This window comes from Rhizobium sp. A37_96, from assembly GCF_053521765.1.
Window position 1 is genome coordinate 843782 of record NZ_JBNWDS010000002.1, and the last position, 20026, is coordinate 863807.

Here is a 20026-nt window from a genome sequence, read left to right on the forward strand (position 1 = left end):
AAATCGGAAGTGATGCCCAAAATGATGCGCGATGGCGGTTTTTAAGCTAAACTATGGGCATAGCACCGAAGAATGATAACAAGTTTTGGTTGCTGATATTTCCTGGCATTGCGCCATGGGTGTGGGTGCTTCGAAATTGCCCCCGGGACGAGGGCTGAGGAGTTCTGGAGCGGACCGGCTGAATCGATCGGCCGAACGTATCGCATGTGTGTGTGAAGCGGTTCGAAATGATTACTCAGAAAGCGAAATACGCGCTGCGGGCGCTGTCGGCACTGGCCCAATCCGAGGCGGGAGAGCCGATGATGATTTCCGATATTGCGACGCAGCAGAATATCCCGAAGAAATTCCTGGAACAGATCCTCCTCGACCTCAAGCACCAGGGCATCGTAATCAGCCGTCGCGGCAAGCAGGGCGGTTATCTCCTGCGAAAACCCGCCGCCGAGATCACCTTCGGCGAGATCCTGCGGGTTATCGACGGCCCCCTGGCGCCGCTGCCCTGTCTGTCGCTCACCGCCTATCGTCGCTGCGACGATTGCGACGGTGAGCAGACCTGCGAAATCCGCCACGTCTTCGCCCGGGTGGCGGATGCGACCCGCAAGGTGCTTTTCTCGACGACCATCGCCGATGCGATCGCTCGGCCCGACGGTGCCGAAGTCACGAGGCTTTTGGCTTAGGGGCGCTTCGGAAACAGGCAACGCGACGCTTCGCCGTTCAGCCGGCCGCGTGTTCCTCGCCGCCCTCTTTTTCCATGGCTCGCCGGGCGCGGATCGCGGCTGCGATGAAGACGCGCGACAGCCCGTGATAGAGAGGCTCGCGCGACAGCAGCCTCGAGGTCACGTAGCCAATCATCGACACCGCCATGATCGGAATGACGGCCTGATGGTCGCCGGTCATCTCCAGAATGATGACGAAGGCTGTCATCGGCGCCTGCACCACGCCGGCGAAATAGCCGGCCATGCCGAGGATTGCCGCAAGCGCAACGCCGCCGCCGACCAGCGTGCCGACCGTGCTGCCGAGGCCGGCGCCGACGGCGAGCGACGGCGCGAAGATGCCGCCGGGAATGCCCGAGATCATTGACAGGAAGCTCGCCAGCAGTTTCTCGACGAAGAAGAGCGAGGGCAGGGCATGGCCCTCCACCGCGCCGCGGGCCTGCTCATAGCCGGTCCCGAAGGTCTGGCCGCCGGAGAACACGCCGATGGCGGCGACGACGAGGCCGCAAAGGCCGGCAAGGATCAGCATGCGCTTGAGCGGCTGCGGCTGTGCCCAGCGGCGGATGCGGATGCCGGCATAGAGCGCCAGCCCGCTGAAGGTGGCGCCGAGCGCGCCGCCGCCGACACCGCAGATCAGCATGACGATCCAATCGCGAAGCATCGTCGGCGCGGCATCCGCCGTGCCGAAATAGTTGTAGCTGCCGGAAAGGCCGAGCGCGGCAAGGCCCGAAAGAATGACCGCCGTCAGCACGAGGCCGTTGGCGCGGGATTCATAGGTGCGGCTCATCTCTTCGATGGCGAAGACGATGCCGGCAAGCGGCGTGTTGAAAGCGGCCGCGATGCCTGCCGCTGAACCGGCGAGGATCAATCCCTTTGCCTGCGCCATGCCGCCGAACCGGGCGACCGCCAGCATGAAGGACGCGCCGACCTGCACCGTCGGTCCTTCGCGGCCGATCGAGGCGCCGCTGAAAAGGCCCAGTATGGTGAGCACGATCTTGCCGAAGGCGAGCCGCAGCGACAGCAGTTTCGTGCGATCCTCGTCGTGATGCAGATGCCGCGCGGCGATCGCCTGCGGAATGCCGCTTCCTTGCGAGTTGGGAAACAGGGTCGCTGCGAGATAGGCTGAGAGAACGAAACCGAGCGGCGTCAACAGCAGCGGTAGCAGCCACGTCCATTCGCCCGATTGGGTCACGCCCGCAAAGGCCTTCTGCGCCAGATCCGCCAGCTTGGCAAAGCCGACGCTGATGACACCGATCGCGAGAGCCCCGGTCCAGAACACCAAGCGCGGCCGCCAGAGATTGAAGGACCCCCAGATGACGCGGGAGCGGCGGAGCAGCTTGGACTTGCGGTAGATCGGGGGCATAGGACGTGTGACCGATAGACTGGCCCGCATGTCTCTTGGAGGCATTTTCCGGGCGGCTCGCCACAAGGGGCGAATTGCGATGTTGATCTTTCTTGCAGAATTTCCCTTTGCGGCCAAGAGTTAATCCGCATGTTGACGATTGTGAGTGATCGGATAGATTGCATCGCAATTGCAATGCAAAGGGGCCGATGAATGAAATCCGCTTCCATTCCCCCGTTGAGGGTTGATCCTGCCTTGCGCGCCGCAGCCGAAAGCGTGCTGCAAGAGGGGGAGACCTTGTCCGCATTTGTCGAGAACTCGCTGCGCGCGCAAATCGAACATCGTCGAACGAAGGCGGAATTCATTGCCCGTGGCCTCGCCGCGCGAGAAGATGCGAAAAAGACCGGCGTGTATCACAGCGCTGAGGATGTGCTGGGCATGTTGAAGGGCAAACTTGAAGCCGCAAAAGCGTCCGGGCGAAGATGACGTTTTCGGCGCGTTACTCTCAAGGCGCGCTCGACGATCTCGAACGGCTCTATGATTATCTCCTGGTAAGAGATATCGAGCTTGCGGAAAAGGCCTACCAGGCAATTGCCAAGGCAACGGAATTTCTTGAGAATTTTCCGTTTAGTTGCCGCAAGGCGTCGGCGGGCGATGCGTTTCTCCGCGAACTCATTATTCCTTTCGGCTCGTCCGGTTATGTCGCTCTGTTCGAGATCGAGGACAGCGAGACGGTGACGATACTGGCAGTCAGGCATCAGCGAGAGGAAGACTATTACTAATGCCCACTTATTCTACCGATCGCTTGTCTCCCAGCGCGGGTTGATCCAGGGCTCCTGGTTCGAGCGCGCCAGCCTCTGCTTGCCGAGAATGTGGTCGGCGGCCTTTTCGCCCGTCATGATCGAAGGACCGTTCAGATTGCCGTAGGTGACGTGCGGGAAGATCGAGCTGTCGGCGACGCGCAGGCCGTCGACGCCGATGACGCGGGTGTCGGGATCGACCACCGCCATCGGATCGTCCTTCGAGCCCATCCTGCAGGTGCCGCAGGGGTGATAGGCGCTCTCCAGATGCTCGCGCAGGAAGGCGTCGATCTGATCGTCGGTCTGCACGTTTGCACCGGGCTGGATTTCCGCGCCGCGATAGTCGTCGAAAGCCTTCTGCCCGAAGATTTCGCGGGTCAGGCGCACGCAATGGCGGAACTTCTCCCAGTCCTCCGGATGGCTCATATAGTTGAAGCGGATCACCGGGTCGGCCTTCGGATCGGAGGAGCGCAGCGTCACGTTGCCGCGCGATTTCGACAGGTTGTAGCCGACATGCACCTGGAAGCCGTGGCTCTTGGCCGCCGCCTTGCCGTCATAGCTGATGGCGACCGGCAGGAAGTGATACTGGATATCAGGCTGCTTGACGCCCGGCGCGGAGCGCAGGAAGGCGCAGGCTTCGAACTGGTTGGACGTGCCGAGCCCCTTCTTGAAGAAGAGCCATTGTGCGCCGGCAATCCCCTGCATGTACCATGGCAGCCACGAATAGAGCGAAACCGGTTTCAGACTCGTCTGCTGGAAGTAGAATTCCATATGGTCCTGCAGGTTGGCGCCCACGCCGGGGCGGTCGACCTTCACCTCGATCCCCATGTCGCGCAGATGCTGCCCCGGCCCGATGCCGGAGAGCATGAGCAGCTTCGGTGAATTGAACGAGGAGGCGGAGATGATGACCTCGCGGTTCGCCCTGATGATCTCGATCTTGCCGTCGCGCTCGACTTCGACGCCGGTCGCGCGGCCGTTTTCGATGACGACCTTGCGGGCGAAACAGCGGACGAGCTTCACGTTCGGGCGCTTGAGGGCGGGTTTGAGGTAGGCAGTCGCGGCGGACCAGCGCCGGCCCATCCAGGTCGTCTGCTCCATCAGGCCGAAGCCTTCCTGCTTGCTGCCGTTATAATCCTCCGTCGCCTCGAAGCCGGCCTGCTTGCCGGCCTCGATGAAGGCGTGGAAGAGCGGGTTGCGGGCGTCGCCACGGCGTACATGCAGCGGGCCGCTCGTGCCGCGCCAGCCTTCCTCGCCGCCATGCGAATGCTCCATCCGCTTGAAATAGGGCAGCACGTCGGCATAGGCCCAGCCTTGCGCGCCAAGCTCCTCCCAGCGATTGAAGTCCTCGGCATGACCGCGCACATAGACCATGCCGTTGATCGAGGAGGAGCCGCCGATCACCTTGCCGCGCGGCGCGGTGATGCGGCGGTTGTTGAGCTGCGGCTCGGGCTCGGAGAGATAGCCCCAATTGTAGCGGTCCATGCTCATCGGCCAGGCAAGCGCCGCCGGCATCTGGATGAAAGGGCCGAAGTCGCTGCCGCCGAATTCAAGCACGATGACCGAATGCTTGCCGTCCTCCGACAGGCGGTAGGCCATGGCGGAGCCGGCCGAGCCCGAGCCGACGATGACGAAATCTGCTTGCATGACCAATGCCCTCTTTGCGGATGTTCTTCTTGAGCTGCGGGAAATGGTTGGTTCCGGTCGTTCCCTCTCCCCGCATGAGCGGGGAGAGGGCTAGGGTGAGGGGCGGGGGAACGGGATGCGGCATGCTCGAAGCTGCCCCTCATCCGGCTTGTCGCAATCTCACTCTGTTCGATTCCGCCAACCCACCTTCTCCCCGTTTCACGGGGCGAAGGGGCTTGTTCAGTAAGGCGCCTGCACCGGCCCCATGCCGACATAGACGGTCTTCAATTCCGAGTAATGCTCCAGCGCCGCCAGCGAGTTCTCGCGGCCGAAGCCGGATTGCTTGGAGCCGCCGAAGGGGATTTCGACCGGGCAGAGATTGTAGGTGTTGATCCAGAGCGTACCGGCTTCCAGCTGGTCGACGACGCGGTGGCCACGGGTGAGATCCGCGGTGAAGACGCCGCCCGACAGGCCGAATTCGGTGGCGTTGGCGCGTGCGATCACCTCGGCCTCGTCATCGAAATCGAGAACGCACATGACCGGCCCGAAGATCTCCTCGCGCGCGATCGTCATGTCGTCGGTGACGTCGGCAAACACGGTCGGCTGGATGTAATAGCCTTCGCCGGAGACATTGTTCGGGATGCCGCCGCCGGCAACCAGCGTCGCGCCCTCGGCCTTGCCCTTCTCGATGTAGGCGAGCACCTTCTCGCGCTGCGCCCAGGAAACCATGGGGCCGATCTGGGTTGCCTCGTCCATCGGGTCGCCGATCCGCATCGCCTCGGTGCGGGTCTTCAGCCGCTTCAGGAATTCGGACTTGATCTTGCGGTTGACGAAGACGCGCGTGCCGTTCGAGCAGACCTGGCCGGTCGAATAGAAGTTGCCGAGCATCGCGCCGCCGATGGCGCTGTCGATATCGGCATCGTCGAAGACGATGAGGGGCGATTTGCCGCCGAGTTCCATGGTGACGTGCTTGAGGTTGCCTGCGGCCGAAGCCGCCACCTTGCGGCCTGTCGGCACCGAGCCGGTCAGGGACACCTTCGCCACGTCGGGATGGTTGATGAGCAACGGCCCGGTTTCGCGGTCGCCCTGGATGACGTTGTAGAGCCCCTTCGGCAGGCCGGCCTCGATGAGGATCTCGGCGATCTTCAGCGCGCCGAGCGGCGTGTTTTCCGAAGGCTTGAACACCATGGCGTTGCCGGCGACGAGGGCTGGCGCCCCCTTCCAGCAGGCGATCTGCTGCGGGTAGTTCCATGCGCCGATACCGACGCAGACGCCGAGCGGCACGCGCTTGGTATAGGCGAAATCGCCGCCGAGCGGGATGTAGGAGCCGTTGAGGCCGGCGGCGGCGACGCCGCCGAAGAATTCGAAGCTGTCGGCGCCTGACGTTGGGTCCGCGACAATGGTTTCCTGGATCGGCTTGCCCGTATCCAGCGTCTCCAGTTCGGAAAGCTCGCGGTTGCGCTCGCGCATGATGTCCGCCGCCCGCTTCAGGATGCGGCCGCGTGCGGTCGGGCTTATGGCGGCCCATTCCGGCTGCGCCCGCTTGGCGCTGGCGATCGCCCTTTCGACGATGGCGGTCGTTGCCGCGTGCAGGCGGGCAATCACCTCGCCGGTGGCGGGATAGATGCTTTCGATGACGGTGCCATCGGTGTCCTCGACATATTCGCCGTCGATGAAATGCGAGGCCTTCGGTTGTGCGCGCATTATAGAACCCTCAGTTCTTCGTAGGACACCATGACGTGCTCTTGAAAAGCAGGTCGCTCGGTCAGGTTTTGGTAGTAGCGCTGCAGCCGCGGATGGGCCGGGCGCTGGATGTCGATGTCGAAATAGCGATAGAGAACGTGCCCGAATTGTATGTCGGCGAGCGTCAGATTATCGCCGGCCAGGAAGCGATGCCGGCCGAACTGCGACTCGGCGATATCAAGCTTCGCGCCGAGTGTGGCCAGTGCCGTCGTGATTGCGTCTTCATCGCGCAAGGCGGGAGCCGTACGCACGGCGCGCCAGAACACCGGGCCGGTGAAATTCAAGGCAATGTTGATCTTGGCCCATTCCGTCCACATGTCGATGCGGGCGCGGTGACGGGCGTCCTTCGGCCAGAAGGCATCGTCGCCATGTTGCGTGGCGAGATAGCGCAGGATCGCGCCTGTTTCCCACAACGGCTCGCCATCGTCCTCGCGCAGCACCGGAACCGTGCCGTTCGGATTCATCGCCAGGAATTCAGGCGTGTCGTTGACGCCATATGTGAAGCCGGCGTCGATGCGCTCATAGGCCAGGCCGAGTTCGCCGATGCACCACATCAGTGCCTGCACGTTGGATGACGATTTGCGGCCCCAGACGGTCAGCATGGCCTTCACCCTTCCAGCGCGTTGAGGTGGGTGGTCAGATAGTCTTCGGTCAGCGCGATCGACGCTTCGGTGCTGATCGGCGCGGATCGCAGGCTCTGGCGGATATAGAGACCGTCGATCATGGCGGCGGCGCCCTCGGCAATCCGCGTGGCGTCGCCGGCCGGGCAGAGGGCCTTGAGATTGGCGACCAGATTCGAATGCAGGCGGCGGGCGTAGATGACGAGAAAGCGGCGTGTCTCCTCCGAGCGCTGCGCTTCGGCATAGAAGGCGAGCCAGGCAGCGATCGTCTCGGGCGCGAATTGATCGGCCTGGAAGCTGACGCGGATGACGGCGGAGAGCTTTTCGCGGGGCGTCTTCGCGGCCCGGAGCGCCGTCACGACGCTGTCGCGCAGCCGCTGTAGATGGACACGGACGGTCTCGATCAGCAGCTGTTCCTTGCTGCCGAAGTAATGGTGCGCAAGGGCAGGGGAAACGCCGGCCTCTTTGGCGATTTCGGACATGGTGACGGTCAGCGAGCCGTGATCGCCGATCACCCGCATCGCGGCATCCACTAGCGCCTTGCGGCGCACCGGTTCCATTCCGACTTTCGGCATGCGTCAATCTCCAAGGCTGAAGCGAGTGTATTTTTGATTGACTGATCAATCAATAAAAAAATCACCTATCGGGCAACGATGGCGAAAAATCCGCAACCTCTTTCCGAGTTGCATTTCTGTGCCATACTTCCTTGCAGGAGGAGGTACAGTCATGGTTGATACTCTTGATGAGGTTCCCCCATCGGCAATGCGCGACAAATGGGGATGGTTTGTCGGGCTCGGCATATTGCTGCTGATCTGTGGTTGCATCGCTCTCGGCAATCTGTTCATCGCCACGGTGGCTTCGGTCTACTACGTCGGCGTGCTGATGCTGATCGGCGGTATCGTGCATCTGGCCCATGCGTTCCAGGTGAGGGGCTGGGAGCACATCCTGTTCTGGGTGCTCAGCGGCCTGCTCTATACGCTTGCCGGCATCCTGACCTTTGCGAACCCTTTATTGGCCTCCGAGGCTTTGACCCTCTTCCTCGCCATCGCTCTGCTGATTGCCGGCACGTTTCGCGTTTGGGTCGGCCGCAAGCTGAAGCCGGAGCGCGGCTGGGTGTGGATTGTCATCAGCGGCCTTGCGACTGCCGTCGCCGGCATCGCCATCGCTGTGGGCTGGCCGGTCAACAGCCTCTGGATCCTCGGCCTTTTCCTGGCCTTCGATCTGATCTTCCAGGGCTGGACGCTGGTGGCCTTCGGACTTGTGCTGAGGCGGTAGGGTATGTCCCAAAAGGGGTAACGCACTGCTACTTTTTGACAAGGAGCGTGAGCGGCGCTACTCTCTATGCCTCTGCCGTGAAGGCGGAGCGGCGTTGAGTTGATGTAGCGACGAGGCCTTTATCCAACAGGCATGTCGAAGGACACGCCTTGAAGGCACCGGCCGAGGCTGTGGAACAAGCTTCCAGCCAAATTTCCGCCTAACAACGTCAAGGGAGGAATATCATGCCGATGGTAACGGTTTCCATCTCTCCGCTTCAGGCCGCCGGCATCCGCGCCGCGGTCGATACCGGCACTTATGCCTCGAGCAGCGAAGTCGTGCGGGAGGCCTTGCGCATGTGGGATGCGGCCCGCAAGCGTGACGATGGTTGCGATGTTCCCCACGCCGCCAATGATGGCGCAGATACGGGAACAAGCGGCCGCTGCGTTGCAGACATGTTCGCCGATTATGAGGCGGAAAGGCACTCGCCAAACTAGCGCTGAAGTCCGTTTGCGCGGGCGGCAGCCTGTCTGCGCTCGGCTGTTTGTTCGTCCCGGCGAATGGTTAATATTGCTTTACCATTCATGAAACTTTCACATGCGGGAAAGGTTTCGTTGACGCTTATGGCGCATCTTGGGTCGAAAACGCGGTAAGTCCCAAGTTTTACTTAAATAAATTAGTTCAGAATCCGCAAGTGGAGATGGGCATGTCCCTGACTGCCGCAGTCGAGCCCGGCGTATTGCGCCGGTATGCCAGCGACCAGATTGTCACTCTCGCCAAACTCGTCATCGAAAATGCATTTCAGCCGATCGTAGAGGCCGGCACGGGCGCTGTGTTCGGCTATGAATCCCTGATGCGCGGGCAGGAGCGCATCGGCTTCAACAGCCCGATCGATATCCTCGACGAGGCCGAGCGCACCGGCCAGCTTCTCGGGCTCGAGCAGATGGTCACGAGCCGGGCGCTGGCAAAGTTCGCCACGCTGCCCAATCTGGGCTCGGCAACGCTTTTCCTCAATCTGGACGTCCGGCTTATTCCGCAGGGCGCGTTGCTGGTCGATAGCCTGCTGCAGCACATGAAGAAGGCAGGCATTGCTCCTTCCTCCGTCTGCTTCGAGTTCTCCGAGCGCTTCGACAATACCATCGTGCCCGAGTTTTCCGCGCTGGTCGCCAGAATGCGCAATGCGGGCTTCAAGCTGGCCATCGACGACTTCGGCGTCGGCCACGGCGAGATGAAGCTCCTTTCCGATTATCCGGTCGACTACCTCAAGATCGATCGGCATTTCATCGTCGATATCGATCGCAGCGCCCGCAAGCGCCATATCCTCAGGAACCTCGTGAATATCGCCCATGTCCTCGGCACGCGCGTCATCGCCGAGGGCATCGAGACGGAGGCGGAATTCCTCACCTGCCGCGAATTCGGCGTCGATCTCGTCCAGGGCTGGTTCATCGCCCGCCCGACCGTGCTGGTCAACGAGCTCAAGCCGAGCTTTCCTCATCTTCAGGATCTCGGCAAAACGGTGCGCAGCAGCCAGTCCCTGGATGAAATCCTCATCCGCAAGCAGATCGAGGTGCTGCCGACCATCCGTGAGAGCGACAGCATCGACAGCGTCTTCGAACTCTTCCGCCGCAATCCGCGCCGCGCCTATTTTCCGGTCGTCAACGCCAATGACGAGCCGCGCGGCATCATCCACGAATATCAGCTGAAGGAATACATCTACCAGCCCTTCGGCCGCGACCTGCTGAAGAACAAGGTCTACGAGCGCTCCATCTCGCACTTCGTCGAGATGGCGCCGATCGTCGGGCTTGATTCCGATGCCGATACGCTGATGGCGATCTTCGCCAACATGGAAAGCAGCGATTGCCTCATCGTCACCGAAGGCACGCACTATGCCGGCATCGTTTCAGCTGCCTCGCTCATCAAGGTCATCAACGAGAAACAGCTCAAGATCGCCCAGGACCAGAACCCGCTGACCGGCCTGCCGGGCAATCGTGCCATCCATGATTTCATGCAGAACACCGGCCGGGACGGCGATGAGGTCAGGCATTTCTGCTATTGCGACTTCGACAATTTCAAGCCGTTCAACGATGCCTATGGCTTCCATCTCGGCGACCACGCGATTTCGTTGTTTGCGGCGCTGATGCGCCGCTATTTCTTCGCCGAGCGCCACTTCCTCGGCCATGTCGGCGGCGATGACTTCTTCATCGGAGTCACAGGCTGGGGCACGCAGGAGCTTCGCGAGGTTCTGGACCGGCTGCTTGCCGATTTCCATGCCGATGTCCTCGAGCTTTATTCGGCGGAGGATCGAGCCGCCGGGCGCATTCGCGGCCACGACCGCAGCGGCGCCGACGCGGAGTTCCCGTTGATGCGATGCTCCATCGGCATCCTGCAACTGCCCGAGGGACTGGTGATCGACAATATCAACCGCGTCAGCACCTCCATCGCCGGTATCAAGACCAAGGCGAAGGAGAGCGCCGCCGGCGTCGCATTCCTCGGTTTGACCGAGACGAATTGACGCCCTATCGCCGCACCACCTTTTCAAGCGTGCTGCGCTAAACTATCTCCACTGCTTTGCTGGGAGAGGAGAGTGCGCCATGCCCTTGCCATCTGAAATGCGTTTCGTGGATCTGCCGTCCTTTGGCGGACCTGAGGTCATGACCATCGGCCGCAAGCCCTTGCCGATTTTGAAGCCGGGCGAGATCCTCGTTCGGGTCGAGGCTGCCGGCGTCAACCGGCCGGATGTGGCGCAACGGCAGGGCACCTATCCGCCGCCGAAGGAGGCAAGCCCGATCCTGGGCCTCGAAATATCAGGCGAAGTCGTCGACGTTGCGCCCGGCGTCACGGAATTTGCGATCGGCAACAAGGTCTGCGGTCTCGCCAATGGCGGCGGCTACGCCGAGTATTGCGTCCTGCCGGCGGGCCAGGCGCTTCGCTTCCCGAACGGCTATGACGCGGTGCGCGCGGCGGCCATCCCCGAAACGTTCTTTACCGTATGGGCCAATCTCTTCCAGATGGCGGGCCTCACCGAAGGGGAAAGCGTGCTGATCCACGGCGGATCCAGCGGTATCGGCACGACGGCAATCCAGCTTGCGCGTGCCTTCGGCGCGACCGTCTATACGACGGCGGGATCGAAGGAAAAATGCGAGGCCTGCGAGAAGCTGGGCGCGAAGCGGGCGATCAACTACAAGCAGGAGGATTTCGCCGAGGTCATCAAGGCTGAAACGGCGCATGGCGTCGATGTCATCCTCGACATGATCGGCGCCGCCTACCTGGAAAAGAATCTCGCCTCGCTTGCCCGCGACGGCTGCCTTTCCATCATCGCTTTCCTCGGCGGCGCCGTTGCCGAGAAGGTCAACCTGCAGCCGATCATGGTCAAGCGCCTGACGGTGACCGGGTCGACCATGCGCCCGCGCACGGCGGAGGAAAAGCGCGCCGTCCGCGACGATCTTTTCTCGCAGGTCTGGCCGCTGCTCGACGAGGGCACGATTGCCCCCGTCATCCACAAGGTCTTTGCATTTGACGATGTGGTCGAGGCGCATCGCTTGCTGGAAACCAGCGACCACATCGGCAAGATCATGCTGAAGCTGGCCTGATCGTGAAGGACAGCACGATGGCGATGAGGCCGGGTATTGCCATCAGGGCGTAGAGCCAGGTCGCTGCCGAGAGGCCGCCGGCAACGCCGCCCGGATGGGTGAGGCCCGCGCCGTTGGCGATGACGCCCGCGAGCGCGGCGCCGAACGCACCGCCCAGCGATTGCGTCATCGAGATCGCCGCCGAGGCCTTGTCCTGCTCCGTTCTGCGGGTGATGCCGATGACTTTGGTCACCAGATGCGCCCAGCCCAGTCCGACGCCGAATCCCATCAGGAACATGGCGATGACGGCAGGCGCGAACCTGGCAACCGCGTCGAAAGGCGTTGCGGTCGCCAGGACAGGGATCAACGATGCGGTCGCGACGGTTTCCAGAATACAGCCGGCAATGATGGCGATCGCGGCCTGCTTGCCGGAGAAAGATGCGCTGAGCAGGGCGGCAACCGTCCAGCCCAATGCGACGAGCGCAACGAGATAGCCCGAGACTAGCGGCGTGACGCCATGCAGTGTCTGCAGGAAGTAGGGAATGTAGATGTCGCTCGTCAGCACCATCATGGCCATGAACATCGTCAGGTAGAGCCGCGAGATCGGGTTGCCGAGCATGGCCGCGCCATAGGGAAGCAGGCGCGTATCGCTCTTGCGTTCGATTGCGACCATCGTCGCGACGAGCACGATCGACGCTGCGATCAGCAGCATCGTATATGATCCATGTTCGACGGTGCTTGCGATGTTGACGAACAGGACCGCGGCCAGCAGCAACCCGATCTGGATCAGTGGCGTCCTCGTATCCGACCGATCGTCCGCGACAGCAGGCAGCAGCCATCGCGTCGAAAGCGCCATGATTACGGTCAGCGGTACGAGAACGATGAACGCTTCGCGCCATGCGCCTCCCGCGGCAAAAAGCCCGCCGAGCGTCGGCCCCAGCACCGTCGCGACACCCCATATGGCTGCATAGAGGGTGGAGGCCTTGCGCCATAGAACTTCCGGATAGACGAAGCGGATGAAGGCGTAGGCGAGCCCGGACAGCATGCCCGCGCCATAGCCCTGGACGGCGCGGCCGACCAGCAATACGGGCATCAACGGTGCGATGGCGCAGATCAGGCTGCCGACTCCGAATGTGATCGCCGCCGCAACATAGACGGCGCGCAGGCCCATGCCCTTCGGCCTTGTGGCGACTGTAATCGAACCGAGCACGCCGGCGGCGACGAAAAGCGTCGTCATCCACGAGAACAGCTCGAGGCCGCCGATATCCCGGACGATGGAGGGCGCGATCGTGGCGGTGATATAGGATTCGACGGCATAGAGCGTGACGCCGCCGCCGAGCATCAGCGTCGCCGGCAGAAGTTTCGGCGAGAACAATGCGAAGACGGAGGAGGATGGAGTGGAAGCGGTGTTTTCGATGCTGGACATCGGACGATCCTCGGTATTTTCCCTAGCGATTGATTATTTTCCAAGTTATAGTTTGGAAAATTACATGGTCATCGTATTAAAACAAGAGAAAACTTGGAAAAATGCGTCAGTCGCCTGCCAATCGAATCCTGATCCTGTTGAAAACCGAGGGGCCGCAACTGGCGTCGGCTGTCGGCGATGCGCTCGGCATATCGTCGGAGGCGGCCCGGCAGCAGCTGACGAAGATGGCGGAGGAAGGATTGGTCGAGCCGGCGGCGGAGGCTTCCGCCGGCAGGGGCAGGCCGCGGCAGCTCTGGCATCTGACGGTCGCCGGCAACAGGCAGTTTCCGGATGGCCACGCTGACCTGACCGCCGCATTGCTTGCGACCATGGTCAGCCAGTTGGGGCAGGGGGCCGTCGATACCATCATCTCCGCCCGCGAAACGGAGACGCTCCGGCGCTATCGCAGCGAAATCGACCTCGAGGCCGATCTGCCATCACGCGTCGCGAGCCTGGCCGCCATCCGCACGCAGGAGGGCTACATGGCCGATCATTGGCAGGACGGCGACGGCTCGCTGATGCTGGTGGAAAATCATTGCCCCATCTGCGCGGCGGCCTGTGCCTGCGCCGGCTTCTGCCGATCGGAACTGGAGACGTTCCGCGCGGTGCTTGGCGCGCAGGTCGAGCGGGAGGAGCACATTTTGCTCGGCGCGCGGCGTTGCGCCTACAGGATCCGCGACGCAGCCTGAGGGGCTTTTTTTGATGCGCGGCGCCCGCATTGGCGATTGGCAATCCACGGTTCAGCGGCTATCACTGCCCATCCCGCAAATCAAAGGCTGTCTTCCATCATGTCGAATCCCGTCTGCGTCGAAGTCACCCGTGGCAACCAGGTCGAAAGCCATCATCGCGGCTCCATAGTGGTTGTCGATGGCGATGGTAAGCTGGTCTTCTCTGTCGGCGATATCGAAAGCGGCGTCTTTCCGCGTTCCGCCTGCAAGGCGATGCAGGCCCTGCCGCTGGTCGAAAGCGGCGCCGCGGACGCTTACGGCTTCGGCAATAAAGAACTGGCGCTCGCCTGCTCCTCCCACAACGGCGAGGACGAGCACGTCACGCTCGCCGCCTCGATGCTGGCGCGCGCCGGCCGCGATGTCGGCACGCTCGAATGCGGGGCGCATTGGTCTTTCGATCAGAAGACCCTCATCCATCAGGCCCGCACCATCGAAAAGCCGACGGCGCTGCATAACAACTGCTCCGGCAAGCACGCCGGTTTCGTCTGCGCCTGCTGCCACCAGGATATCGATCCCGAAGGCTATATCGGCTACGATCACCCGCTGCAGCAGCAGATCCGCGAGACGATGCAGAGCCTGACCGGCGCTATCCTCGCCCACGACAATTGCGGCACGGATGGCTGCTCGATCCCGACCTACGCAGTGCCGCTCAAGGGATTGGCGCATGGTTTCGCCAAGATGGCGACAGGCGTCGGCCTGGAGCCACTGCGCGCCAAGGCCTCGCACCGGCTGTTCGACGCCTGCATGGCGGAACCCTTCTATGTCGCCGGCACCGATCGCGCCTGCACCCAGCTGATGCGGATCGCTCCCGGCCGCATCTTTGCCAAGACCGGCGCCGAGGGCGTGTTTTGTGCAGCGATCCCCGAGCAGGGCATCGCCATCGCCGTGAAATGCGATGACGGCACCGGTCGCGCGGCAGAGGCCATGGTGGCAGCGACGCTGGCCCGTTTCTTCGAGAAGGACAGCGCAGCTGAAGCCGGTCTCACGGCAATGGCCCATAAGCGGCTCAAAAGCTGGAACGGCATCCATGTCGGCGATATCAGGCCGGCGGCGGCCCTGACGGCATAAGCCCCGCCTCTGCGGTTCAGATCCTTGTCTGGCGAGCCGGCAGATGTTGCCGGACGACCTTGTATTCCTGCCAGATGAGGATCATGACCACGAGGTCGAAAACGGTGAGAATGATGAGCCCGATGCCGTGCGTGTCGGCGAAGCGGTAAAGCTGGTAGGCGATGAAAAGCCCCAAGGCCACCAGCGATGCCGGATAGGCCCACATCTTGCCCCTGAGCAGGCCGATGACGAGCAATACCTTCACCAGCCCGTGGCTCAGCAGGTAGTAGGCATAGAAATTCTTGGTGCCGACGGAAAAATCCTGCGCCCAGGTCAGCAGATGGGTGGCGATAAAGTCCTTCGGGTCATTGAGCAGCTCGGGCTGCGTGATCCTGTTTGCCAGGCTTAGAATGGATTCTGTGCTGACGAGCGCGAGCACGATGCCGCCGATGCATTCGATCAAGGCATGCGCGCCCTTCAAGAGAATGCTGACTTCGAAGAGCTGGTGAATGCGGCGTTCGTTCATGGGCAATCGTAACCTTTTGCGCCTCTTGAGGTGGGCTTGATCGGCGACGGCCGCAAGGCAAGCCGATATCCAATCGGCATAGGATCAATCTGCGACCGGATCGTGATGACGGCGACGCAATCCTAACCTGATATCATGTTTCGGCGGGCAGGGTGCGCCACGCGTGTCAGGCCAGGAAGATCGGCAGCTCGGCGTCGCGATAGGGAGCCAGGCTTTCCTCAAAGATACCGGACGGCACGATCAGGCCGGAAACGCTCTTTATCGGCAGGATCTGGCAGGGCGAGGCAGCATCGAGCTTCTCGGCTGTCGCCAGCACATAGGTTTCAGCCGCGCATTGCGCGATATGCCGCTTGATGGCTGCTTCCTCGAAATCACCGGTCGAAAAGCCGCGGGCGGGATGAATGGCGGTGACGCCCAGAAAGAAGAGATCGGCCCTTATGGACGCGATCGCCGCCATGGCGGCGGCGCCCGTTGCCACCATCGAATGCTTGTAGAGTTTGCCGCCGATCACGATCACCTCGGCGGTGGGGTGGTGCTCCAGTTCGCCTGCTATCGTCGGGCTGTGGGTGACGATAGTGACGGCAAGGTTCTTCGGAAGATGGCGGGCGATCTCGGCATTCGTGGTGCCGCCATCGAGAAATACGGTCTGCCCCGGTCGGATCATGTTGGCCGCATAGGCGCCGAGCCTGCGTTTCGCATCCGAGGAGACCGCCTGCCGGGTCGAAAAATCCGGCAGCTCCGGCGAAAGCGGCAGCGCGCCGCCATGCACCCGCTTCAGCAGTTTCTCCGCCGCCATTTCCCGCAGGTCCCTGCGGATCGTGTCTTCGGAAAGACCGAGATCGTCGGCCAGCGCCTTGGCGGTCACCTGGCCGTCCCGGCGCAATCTTTCGAGAATGAGGGCTTTGCGTTGGCTGGTCAACATGTCGGTCTCTGCATGTTATTTCACGAAATATCGTGAATCTATCAGAATCGATTCGACATTCAAGAAAATATGCGCATATTCGTGCAAATTCCTGCAGGAAGCAGGTGAGAATGGAGAAATGACATGTTGATCTTGATTGCGGGCCCTTACCGATCCGGCACCGGGGACGATCCCGTGAAAATGGCCGAAAACCTCAAGCGGCTGGAGGCGCCGTCTTACGCTCTGTTCAAGGCCGGGCATCTGCCGATGATCGGTGAATGGGTTGCCTTGCCGGTCTGGCATGCCGCCGGCGGCAAGAGCATCGGCGATGATCTGTACGAGGAGATTTTTCATCCGACAGCTGGCCGTCTGCTGCAGCTTTGCGAAGGCGTCCTGAGGTTGCCCGGCGATTCCAAGGGCGCTGACAATGACGTTCGCATCGCTCGCGAGCGTGGTATACCGGTCTGGTACAAGCTGGAAGACGTGCCCGGCTGCGCCTAAGAATCGGTCGCCCATCTCCATGGTCCGACATCGTGGGGATGGGCAATCAGCCGAATCGATCAAAACCTTTTGTAGCGGCCATCGGTGTCGGCTACTTCCGTATTGATCGGGTTACCGTTAGCTTTCCCAGGAATCCAATCGAGGAATGGAATATGCTGACATTCTATTACGCACCCGGAAGCTGCGCGCTCGCCAGTCTGATTGCCTTGCAGGAGTCGGGTCTCGCCTTTGAGCACCGCCGCCTCATTCTTGCCAACGGCGATCAGCGCCAGCCTGATTATCTGGCCATCAACCCCAAGGGGCGCGTTCCGGCACTGGTAACCGACAAGGGCGTCCTTACGGAGAATATCGCGATCCTGGCTTACATCGCCCAAATCGCGCCCGCCGCCAAGCTGGCGCCGCTCGACGATCCCTTCGAATTCGGGCAGATGCAGGCCTTCAACAGCTATCTCTCGTCGACGGTCCATGTGAACCATGCGCACAAGGGACGTGGCACCCGCTGGACCGACGATGCCGCCGCCATCGAGACGATGAAGGCCAAGGTGCCGCAAACCATGACTGAAAGCTTCGCCTTGCTCGAGGACAAGCTGCTGAAAGGCCCCTGGGTGATGGGAGAGCAATATACCGTCGCGGACTGCTATCTCTTCACCATGGCAAAGTGGTTGCCGGGAGACAATGTCGATCGCGACCAGTTCGCGAAGGTAAGCGCCCACTATGCGCGCATGCTCGAGCGCCCGGCCGTGCAGACGGCGCTTGCCATCGACGAGGGCTGATCGCCTCAGCAGAAAGTTGCCTGAAGCTTCTTCGGGGCGCGGTATCGCCACGCCTCGATAAGACGCCGTTCCAGTTCCTCGTCACCGATTGCGGTGATGCGCAGGGGCAGGGAAGGCCAGCCGACATAGTGATCCGTCTGGAAATAGATGTCCGGCGCCATTTCGATGAGCTGTTCCTTCCGGTCGACCGGCAAGGACAAGACGATGGTCTCGTTATTCTTCACCGTCACGAAGGCTTTGCCGCCGACTTTGAAGGCCGGCAGGCCATAATGCGCGCCAGGCTCCACGCCCGGCAGCCCGGCTTGAGTTATCAGCCGCTGCAGTCGTTCCGCGATGGCGTCCATATCGACGTTCGATGTCATGCGCGCGAGTGGGGTCAGATCTCTCCTACGCGCATTCTTCCGGCTGAATGGCGCGCTTGTCCATAGGCCGCCCCAGATTTTCCGGCATCAGCGGCAGATCGGCCAGTTCTTCCAGCGACATGGCTGCAAGCATGGGATGCTGCAGCGGATCGCCTTCCTGTTCGCCATCCCCTTCCAGCGGGTGACTGAAGAAAAACTTCAAGATCGACATGGCATGCCTCCTTGGCGTCCCGCATCGATGCAACCATGAGGGCATTAGCCGGCGGGATAGCGGCATTTCGCAATTCTATGCTGCAACAATCGCGCTTATTCTCACTTCGTTCAATTGAGAATGCCGAGATGCTGATATAGATATTCTATATGAGAAACCTCAATAACGTTCATCTGAACGGTCTTCGTGCCCTTGAGGCGGTCGGTCGGCTCGGTTCGCTGCAGGCAGCGGCCGACGAACTCGGCGTGACCGTCGGCGCAGTCAGCCAGCAGGTCATCAAGGCGGAAGCGCAGCTTGGCCGTCCGCTTTTCGAGCGCACGTCCAAAGGCATGACGGCCACGGCATCGGGCATGGCGGTGTTGGCAAGGCTCGGCGAAGGCTTTCAGGCGCTTTCGGCGGCAATCTCCCTCGCGCAGCACAAGGACGAGAATATCCTCACCATCTCGGTTGCGCCGGTTTTCGCCGCCCGCTGGCTGGTGTATCGGCTCGACCGCTTTGCCAGCCGCCATCCGGATATCCGTCTGCGCATCGATGCCACCACGCGCCTGATCAATCCGGCGACGTCGGATGTCGATATCGGCATTCGGGTCGGCAGCGGCCAGTGGCCTGACGTCAAGTCGGAGCTACTGCTGGCGCAGGAGGTTTTCCCAGTCGTCACGCCCCAGATCGCCGCGACGCTTCGCGAGCCCGCCGATCTCTTGAAAATTCCCGCCGTCATCGACGGACATGCGATGTTCAGCTGGGAGCTATGGCTGCACGAGGCCGGCCTGTCGGGCCATCGCATGGAGGAGCGGCACATCTTCAACGACGCGTCGCTCTGCCTCGATGCGGCCATGGCGGGGCAGGGCGTGATGCTCGCCTGGCAGACGCTGGCCGCCTATGCTCTGGAGCAGAAATGCCTTGTCGATCCCTTCGGCATCCGCGCCAGAACGGGCTTCGGCCACTACTTCGTCACGGCAGAAGGAATGCGCGAGCCGAAGAAGGTGACCGCTTTCAAGGCCTGGATCCGCGAGGAAATGGAAGAGAGCATCCGCCTCTTCCAATAGGTGCCGTCAGGCTGCCTCCTTGCCGCGGGTTGCCTGCATGGCCTTGTAGGCATCGCGCGACTGGCAGCGCTCGATCCAGACTTTCATCTTCGGGCGGGCGTCGAAGAGCTCCTGCTCGGTCTGGGCGTAGCGCAGCACTTCGGCGAGGTTGAGATCCGCGGCGGTGAAGCGGTTCCCCACGAGATAATCCTGATCTCGCAGGTGCTTCTCCAGCACGTCGAGCGGCTTCTTCAGCGAGCGGCAGGCAACCGCGATCCCGGCCTTGCCGGGCTCGGTATTCTCCTTGGCATTGTCATAGATGCGGACGATTGCGACGCTGTGCGGCTCGACCTCGGTCGCGGCCCACATGGTCCACATCGACATCAGCCCTTCCTCCTCCACCGTCCTGCCGGCAAGCGGGCCGCCATATTTGCGCGCGAGATAAAGGTTGATGGCAAGCGATTCATGCATGATGAGATCGCCATCCTTGATGCAGGGGATCATGCCCATCGGATTGATCGCCAGAAACTCCGGCGACATCGTGTTGATCTGTGCGCCGGCGGCCAGCGGATTGGCGAGCCGCCCGGCCTGGATGACCGGCACGGACTTGAACGCGATGCCGAGTTCCTCCGCCATCCAGTAATTGCGCGATGCGCGCGAGCGATAGACGCCGTAGATCGTCAGCATATGGGTCTCCAAGGTTTTGAGTCGCGCGAGGTTATTGGCGGGTATTGGCGAAAGGAAGGGGCTTGCACCGATATCTGCGATCAAAGCTTTTGATGCGCGGTGGGCCGCCGGGCCAACCCTCGTGGTTCGAGGCCCTGCC

The 20026-nt window shown here is 61.8% G+C and carries 23 protein-coding genes; 12 read left to right on the forward strand and 11 right to left on the reverse strand.

Annotated features, from left to right (window positions below; all coding sequences use genetic code 11):
* Positions 1-227 precede the first annotated feature (227 nt).
* Positions 228-674, forward strand: coding sequence for an RrF2 family transcriptional regulator (locus ACQZ6J_RS10555; protein WP_163991607.1), 447 nt, complete (start codon positions 228-230; stop codon positions 672-674).
* A gap of 37 nt (positions 675-711) precedes the next feature.
* Here the strand turns inward: ACQZ6J_RS10555 and ACQZ6J_RS10560 are convergent, their stop codons facing one another.
* Complete coding sequence (locus tag ACQZ6J_RS10560) at positions 712-2073, reverse strand: chloride channel protein (RefSeq protein WP_449083843.1); 1362 nt, start codon at positions 2071-2073, stop codon at positions 712-714.
* Positions 2074-2265: 192 nt separating this feature from the next.
* Between ACQZ6J_RS10560 and ACQZ6J_RS10565 the strand changes: the two genes are divergently transcribed.
* Positions 2266-2538 (forward strand): YlcI/YnfO family protein, encoded by a 273-nt coding sequence (locus tag ACQZ6J_RS10565; RefSeq protein ID WP_449083845.1) that lies wholly within the window; start codon positions 2266-2268, stop codon positions 2536-2538.
* A complete protein-coding gene (locus ACQZ6J_RS10570; protein ID WP_449083847.1) occupies positions 2535-2834 on the forward strand; it encodes a type II toxin-antitoxin system RelE/ParE family toxin in 300 nt (99 codons plus the stop codon). The genes ACQZ6J_RS10565 and ACQZ6J_RS10570 overlap by 4 nt, the downstream gene beginning before the upstream one ends.
* Positions 2835-2846: 12 nt before the next feature.
* On the opposite strand, the gene betA is transcribed toward ACQZ6J_RS10570, so the two are convergent.
* From betA to betI, 4 genes are all read right to left on the reverse strand, one after another.
* A complete protein-coding gene (gene betA / locus ACQZ6J_RS10575) occupies positions 2847-4496 on the reverse strand; it encodes a choline dehydrogenase (RefSeq protein ID WP_449083849.1) in 1650 nt (549 codons plus the stop codon).
* 219 nt (positions 4497-4715) lie between these two features.
* On the reverse strand, positions 4716-6179 hold the full coding sequence (gene betB, locus ACQZ6J_RS10580) for a betaine-aldehyde dehydrogenase (protein ID WP_449083851.1): 1464 nt from the start codon (positions 6177-6179) through the stop codon (positions 4716-4718).
* A complete protein-coding gene (locus ACQZ6J_RS10585; protein WP_449083853.1) occupies positions 6179-6820 on the reverse strand; it encodes a glutathione S-transferase family protein in 642 nt (213 codons plus the stop codon). Before ACQZ6J_RS10585 ends, betB begins: the two co-directional genes overlap by 1 nt.
* Before the next feature lie 5 nt (positions 6821-6825).
* Entirely contained in the window at positions 6826-7413 is a 588-nt protein-coding gene (gene betI / locus ACQZ6J_RS10590; RefSeq protein ID WP_449083855.1) for a transcriptional regulator BetI, read from the reverse strand.
* Positions 7414-7564: 151 nt separating this feature from the next.
* Here betI and ACQZ6J_RS10595 point away from each other — a divergent pair, with 151 nt between their 5' ends.
* The 4 genes from ACQZ6J_RS10595 (at position 7565) to ACQZ6J_RS10610 (ending at position 11682) form a co-directional block, all read left to right on the forward strand.
* Positions 7565-8113, forward strand: coding sequence for an HdeD family acid-resistance protein (locus ACQZ6J_RS10595; protein ID WP_163991598.1), 549 nt, complete (start codon positions 7565-7567; stop codon positions 8111-8113).
* A 224-nt stretch (positions 8114-8337) separates the two neighbouring features.
* Positions 8338-8589 carry a ribbon-helix-helix domain-containing protein gene (locus tag ACQZ6J_RS10600; protein ID WP_449083857.1) on the forward strand — a complete coding sequence of 84 codons (252 nt, stop codon included), beginning with the start codon at positions 8338-8340 and terminating at the stop codon, positions 8587-8589.
* A 209-nt stretch (positions 8590-8798) separates the two neighbouring features.
* A complete protein-coding gene (locus ACQZ6J_RS10605) occupies positions 8799-10604 on the forward strand; it encodes a GGDEF domain-containing protein (RefSeq protein WP_163991596.1) in 1806 nt (601 codons plus the stop codon).
* Positions 10605-10683: 79 nt separating this feature from the next.
* Positions 10684-11682 carry an NAD(P)H-quinone oxidoreductase gene (locus tag ACQZ6J_RS10610; protein ID WP_449083860.1) on the forward strand — a complete coding sequence of 333 codons (999 nt, stop codon included), beginning with the start codon at positions 10684-10686 and terminating at the stop codon, positions 11680-11682.
* On the opposite strand, the gene ACQZ6J_RS10615 is transcribed toward ACQZ6J_RS10610, so the two are convergent.
* Positions 11663-13087, reverse strand: coding sequence for an MFS transporter (locus tag ACQZ6J_RS10615; protein ID WP_449083862.1), 1425 nt, complete (start codon positions 13085-13087; stop codon positions 11663-11665). The genes ACQZ6J_RS10610 and ACQZ6J_RS10615 overlap by 20 nt on opposite strands.
* Positions 13088-13188: 101 nt before the next feature.
* Here ACQZ6J_RS10615 and ACQZ6J_RS10620 point away from each other — a divergent pair, with 101 nt between their 5' ends.
* Positions 13189-13815 (forward strand): helix-turn-helix transcriptional regulator, encoded by a 627-nt coding sequence (locus tag ACQZ6J_RS10620; protein WP_449083864.1) that lies wholly within the window; start codon positions 13189-13191, stop codon positions 13813-13815.
* A 99-nt stretch (positions 13816-13914) separates the two neighbouring features.
* Complete coding sequence (locus ACQZ6J_RS10625; protein WP_449083866.1) at positions 13915-14922, forward strand: asparaginase; 1008 nt, start codon at positions 13915-13917, stop codon at positions 14920-14922.
* A gap of 16 nt (positions 14923-14938) precedes the next feature.
* Here ACQZ6J_RS10625 and ACQZ6J_RS10630 read toward each other — a convergent pair whose 3' ends face one another.
* Entirely contained in the window at positions 14939-15427 is a 489-nt protein-coding gene (locus ACQZ6J_RS10630; RefSeq protein WP_449083868.1) for a DUF2127 domain-containing protein, read from the reverse strand.
* 166 nt (positions 15428-15593) lie between these two features.
* A complete protein-coding gene (locus ACQZ6J_RS10635; protein WP_449083870.1) occupies positions 15594-16349 on the reverse strand; it encodes a DeoR/GlpR family DNA-binding transcription regulator in 756 nt (251 codons plus the stop codon).
* A gap of 123 nt (positions 16350-16472) precedes the next feature.
* On the opposite strand from ACQZ6J_RS10635, the gene ACQZ6J_RS10640 reads away from it, so the two are divergent.
* Both ACQZ6J_RS10640 and ACQZ6J_RS10645 read left to right on the forward strand, forming a co-directional pair.
* Positions 16473-16829, forward strand: a complete 357-nt coding sequence (locus tag ACQZ6J_RS10640; RefSeq protein WP_163991586.1) for a DUF4406 domain-containing protein — start codon at positions 16473-16475, stop codon at positions 16827-16829.
* Between the two features lie 152 nt (positions 16830-16981).
* Complete coding sequence (locus ACQZ6J_RS10645) at positions 16982-17602, forward strand: glutathione S-transferase family protein (RefSeq protein ID WP_163991584.1); 621 nt, start codon at positions 16982-16984, stop codon at positions 17600-17602.
* 5 nt (positions 17603-17607) lie between these two features.
* Here the strand turns inward: ACQZ6J_RS10645 and ACQZ6J_RS10650 are convergent, their stop codons facing one another.
* Positions 17608-17964: an MmcQ/YjbR family DNA-binding protein gene (locus ACQZ6J_RS10650; protein ID WP_449083873.1), complete on the reverse strand. Its 357-nt coding sequence runs from the start codon at positions 17962-17964 to the stop codon at positions 17608-17610.
* Between the two features lie 25 nt (positions 17965-17989).
* Complete coding sequence (locus ACQZ6J_RS10655; RefSeq protein WP_163991580.1) at positions 17990-18175, reverse strand: hypothetical protein; 186 nt, start codon at positions 18173-18175, stop codon at positions 17990-17992.
* A 149-nt stretch (positions 18176-18324) separates the two neighbouring features.
* Between ACQZ6J_RS10655 and ACQZ6J_RS10660 the strand changes: the two genes are divergently transcribed.
* Entirely contained in the window at positions 18325-19221 is an 897-nt protein-coding gene (locus tag ACQZ6J_RS10660) for a LysR substrate-binding domain-containing protein (RefSeq protein ID WP_449083875.1), read from the forward strand.
* A 6-nt stretch (positions 19222-19227) separates the two neighbouring features.
* On the opposite strand, the gene ACQZ6J_RS10665 is transcribed toward ACQZ6J_RS10660, so the two are convergent.
* Positions 19228-19887: a glutathione S-transferase family protein gene (locus ACQZ6J_RS10665; RefSeq protein WP_449083877.1), complete on the reverse strand. Its 660-nt coding sequence runs from the start codon at positions 19885-19887 to the stop codon at positions 19228-19230.
* Positions 19888-20026 lie beyond the last annotated feature (139 nt).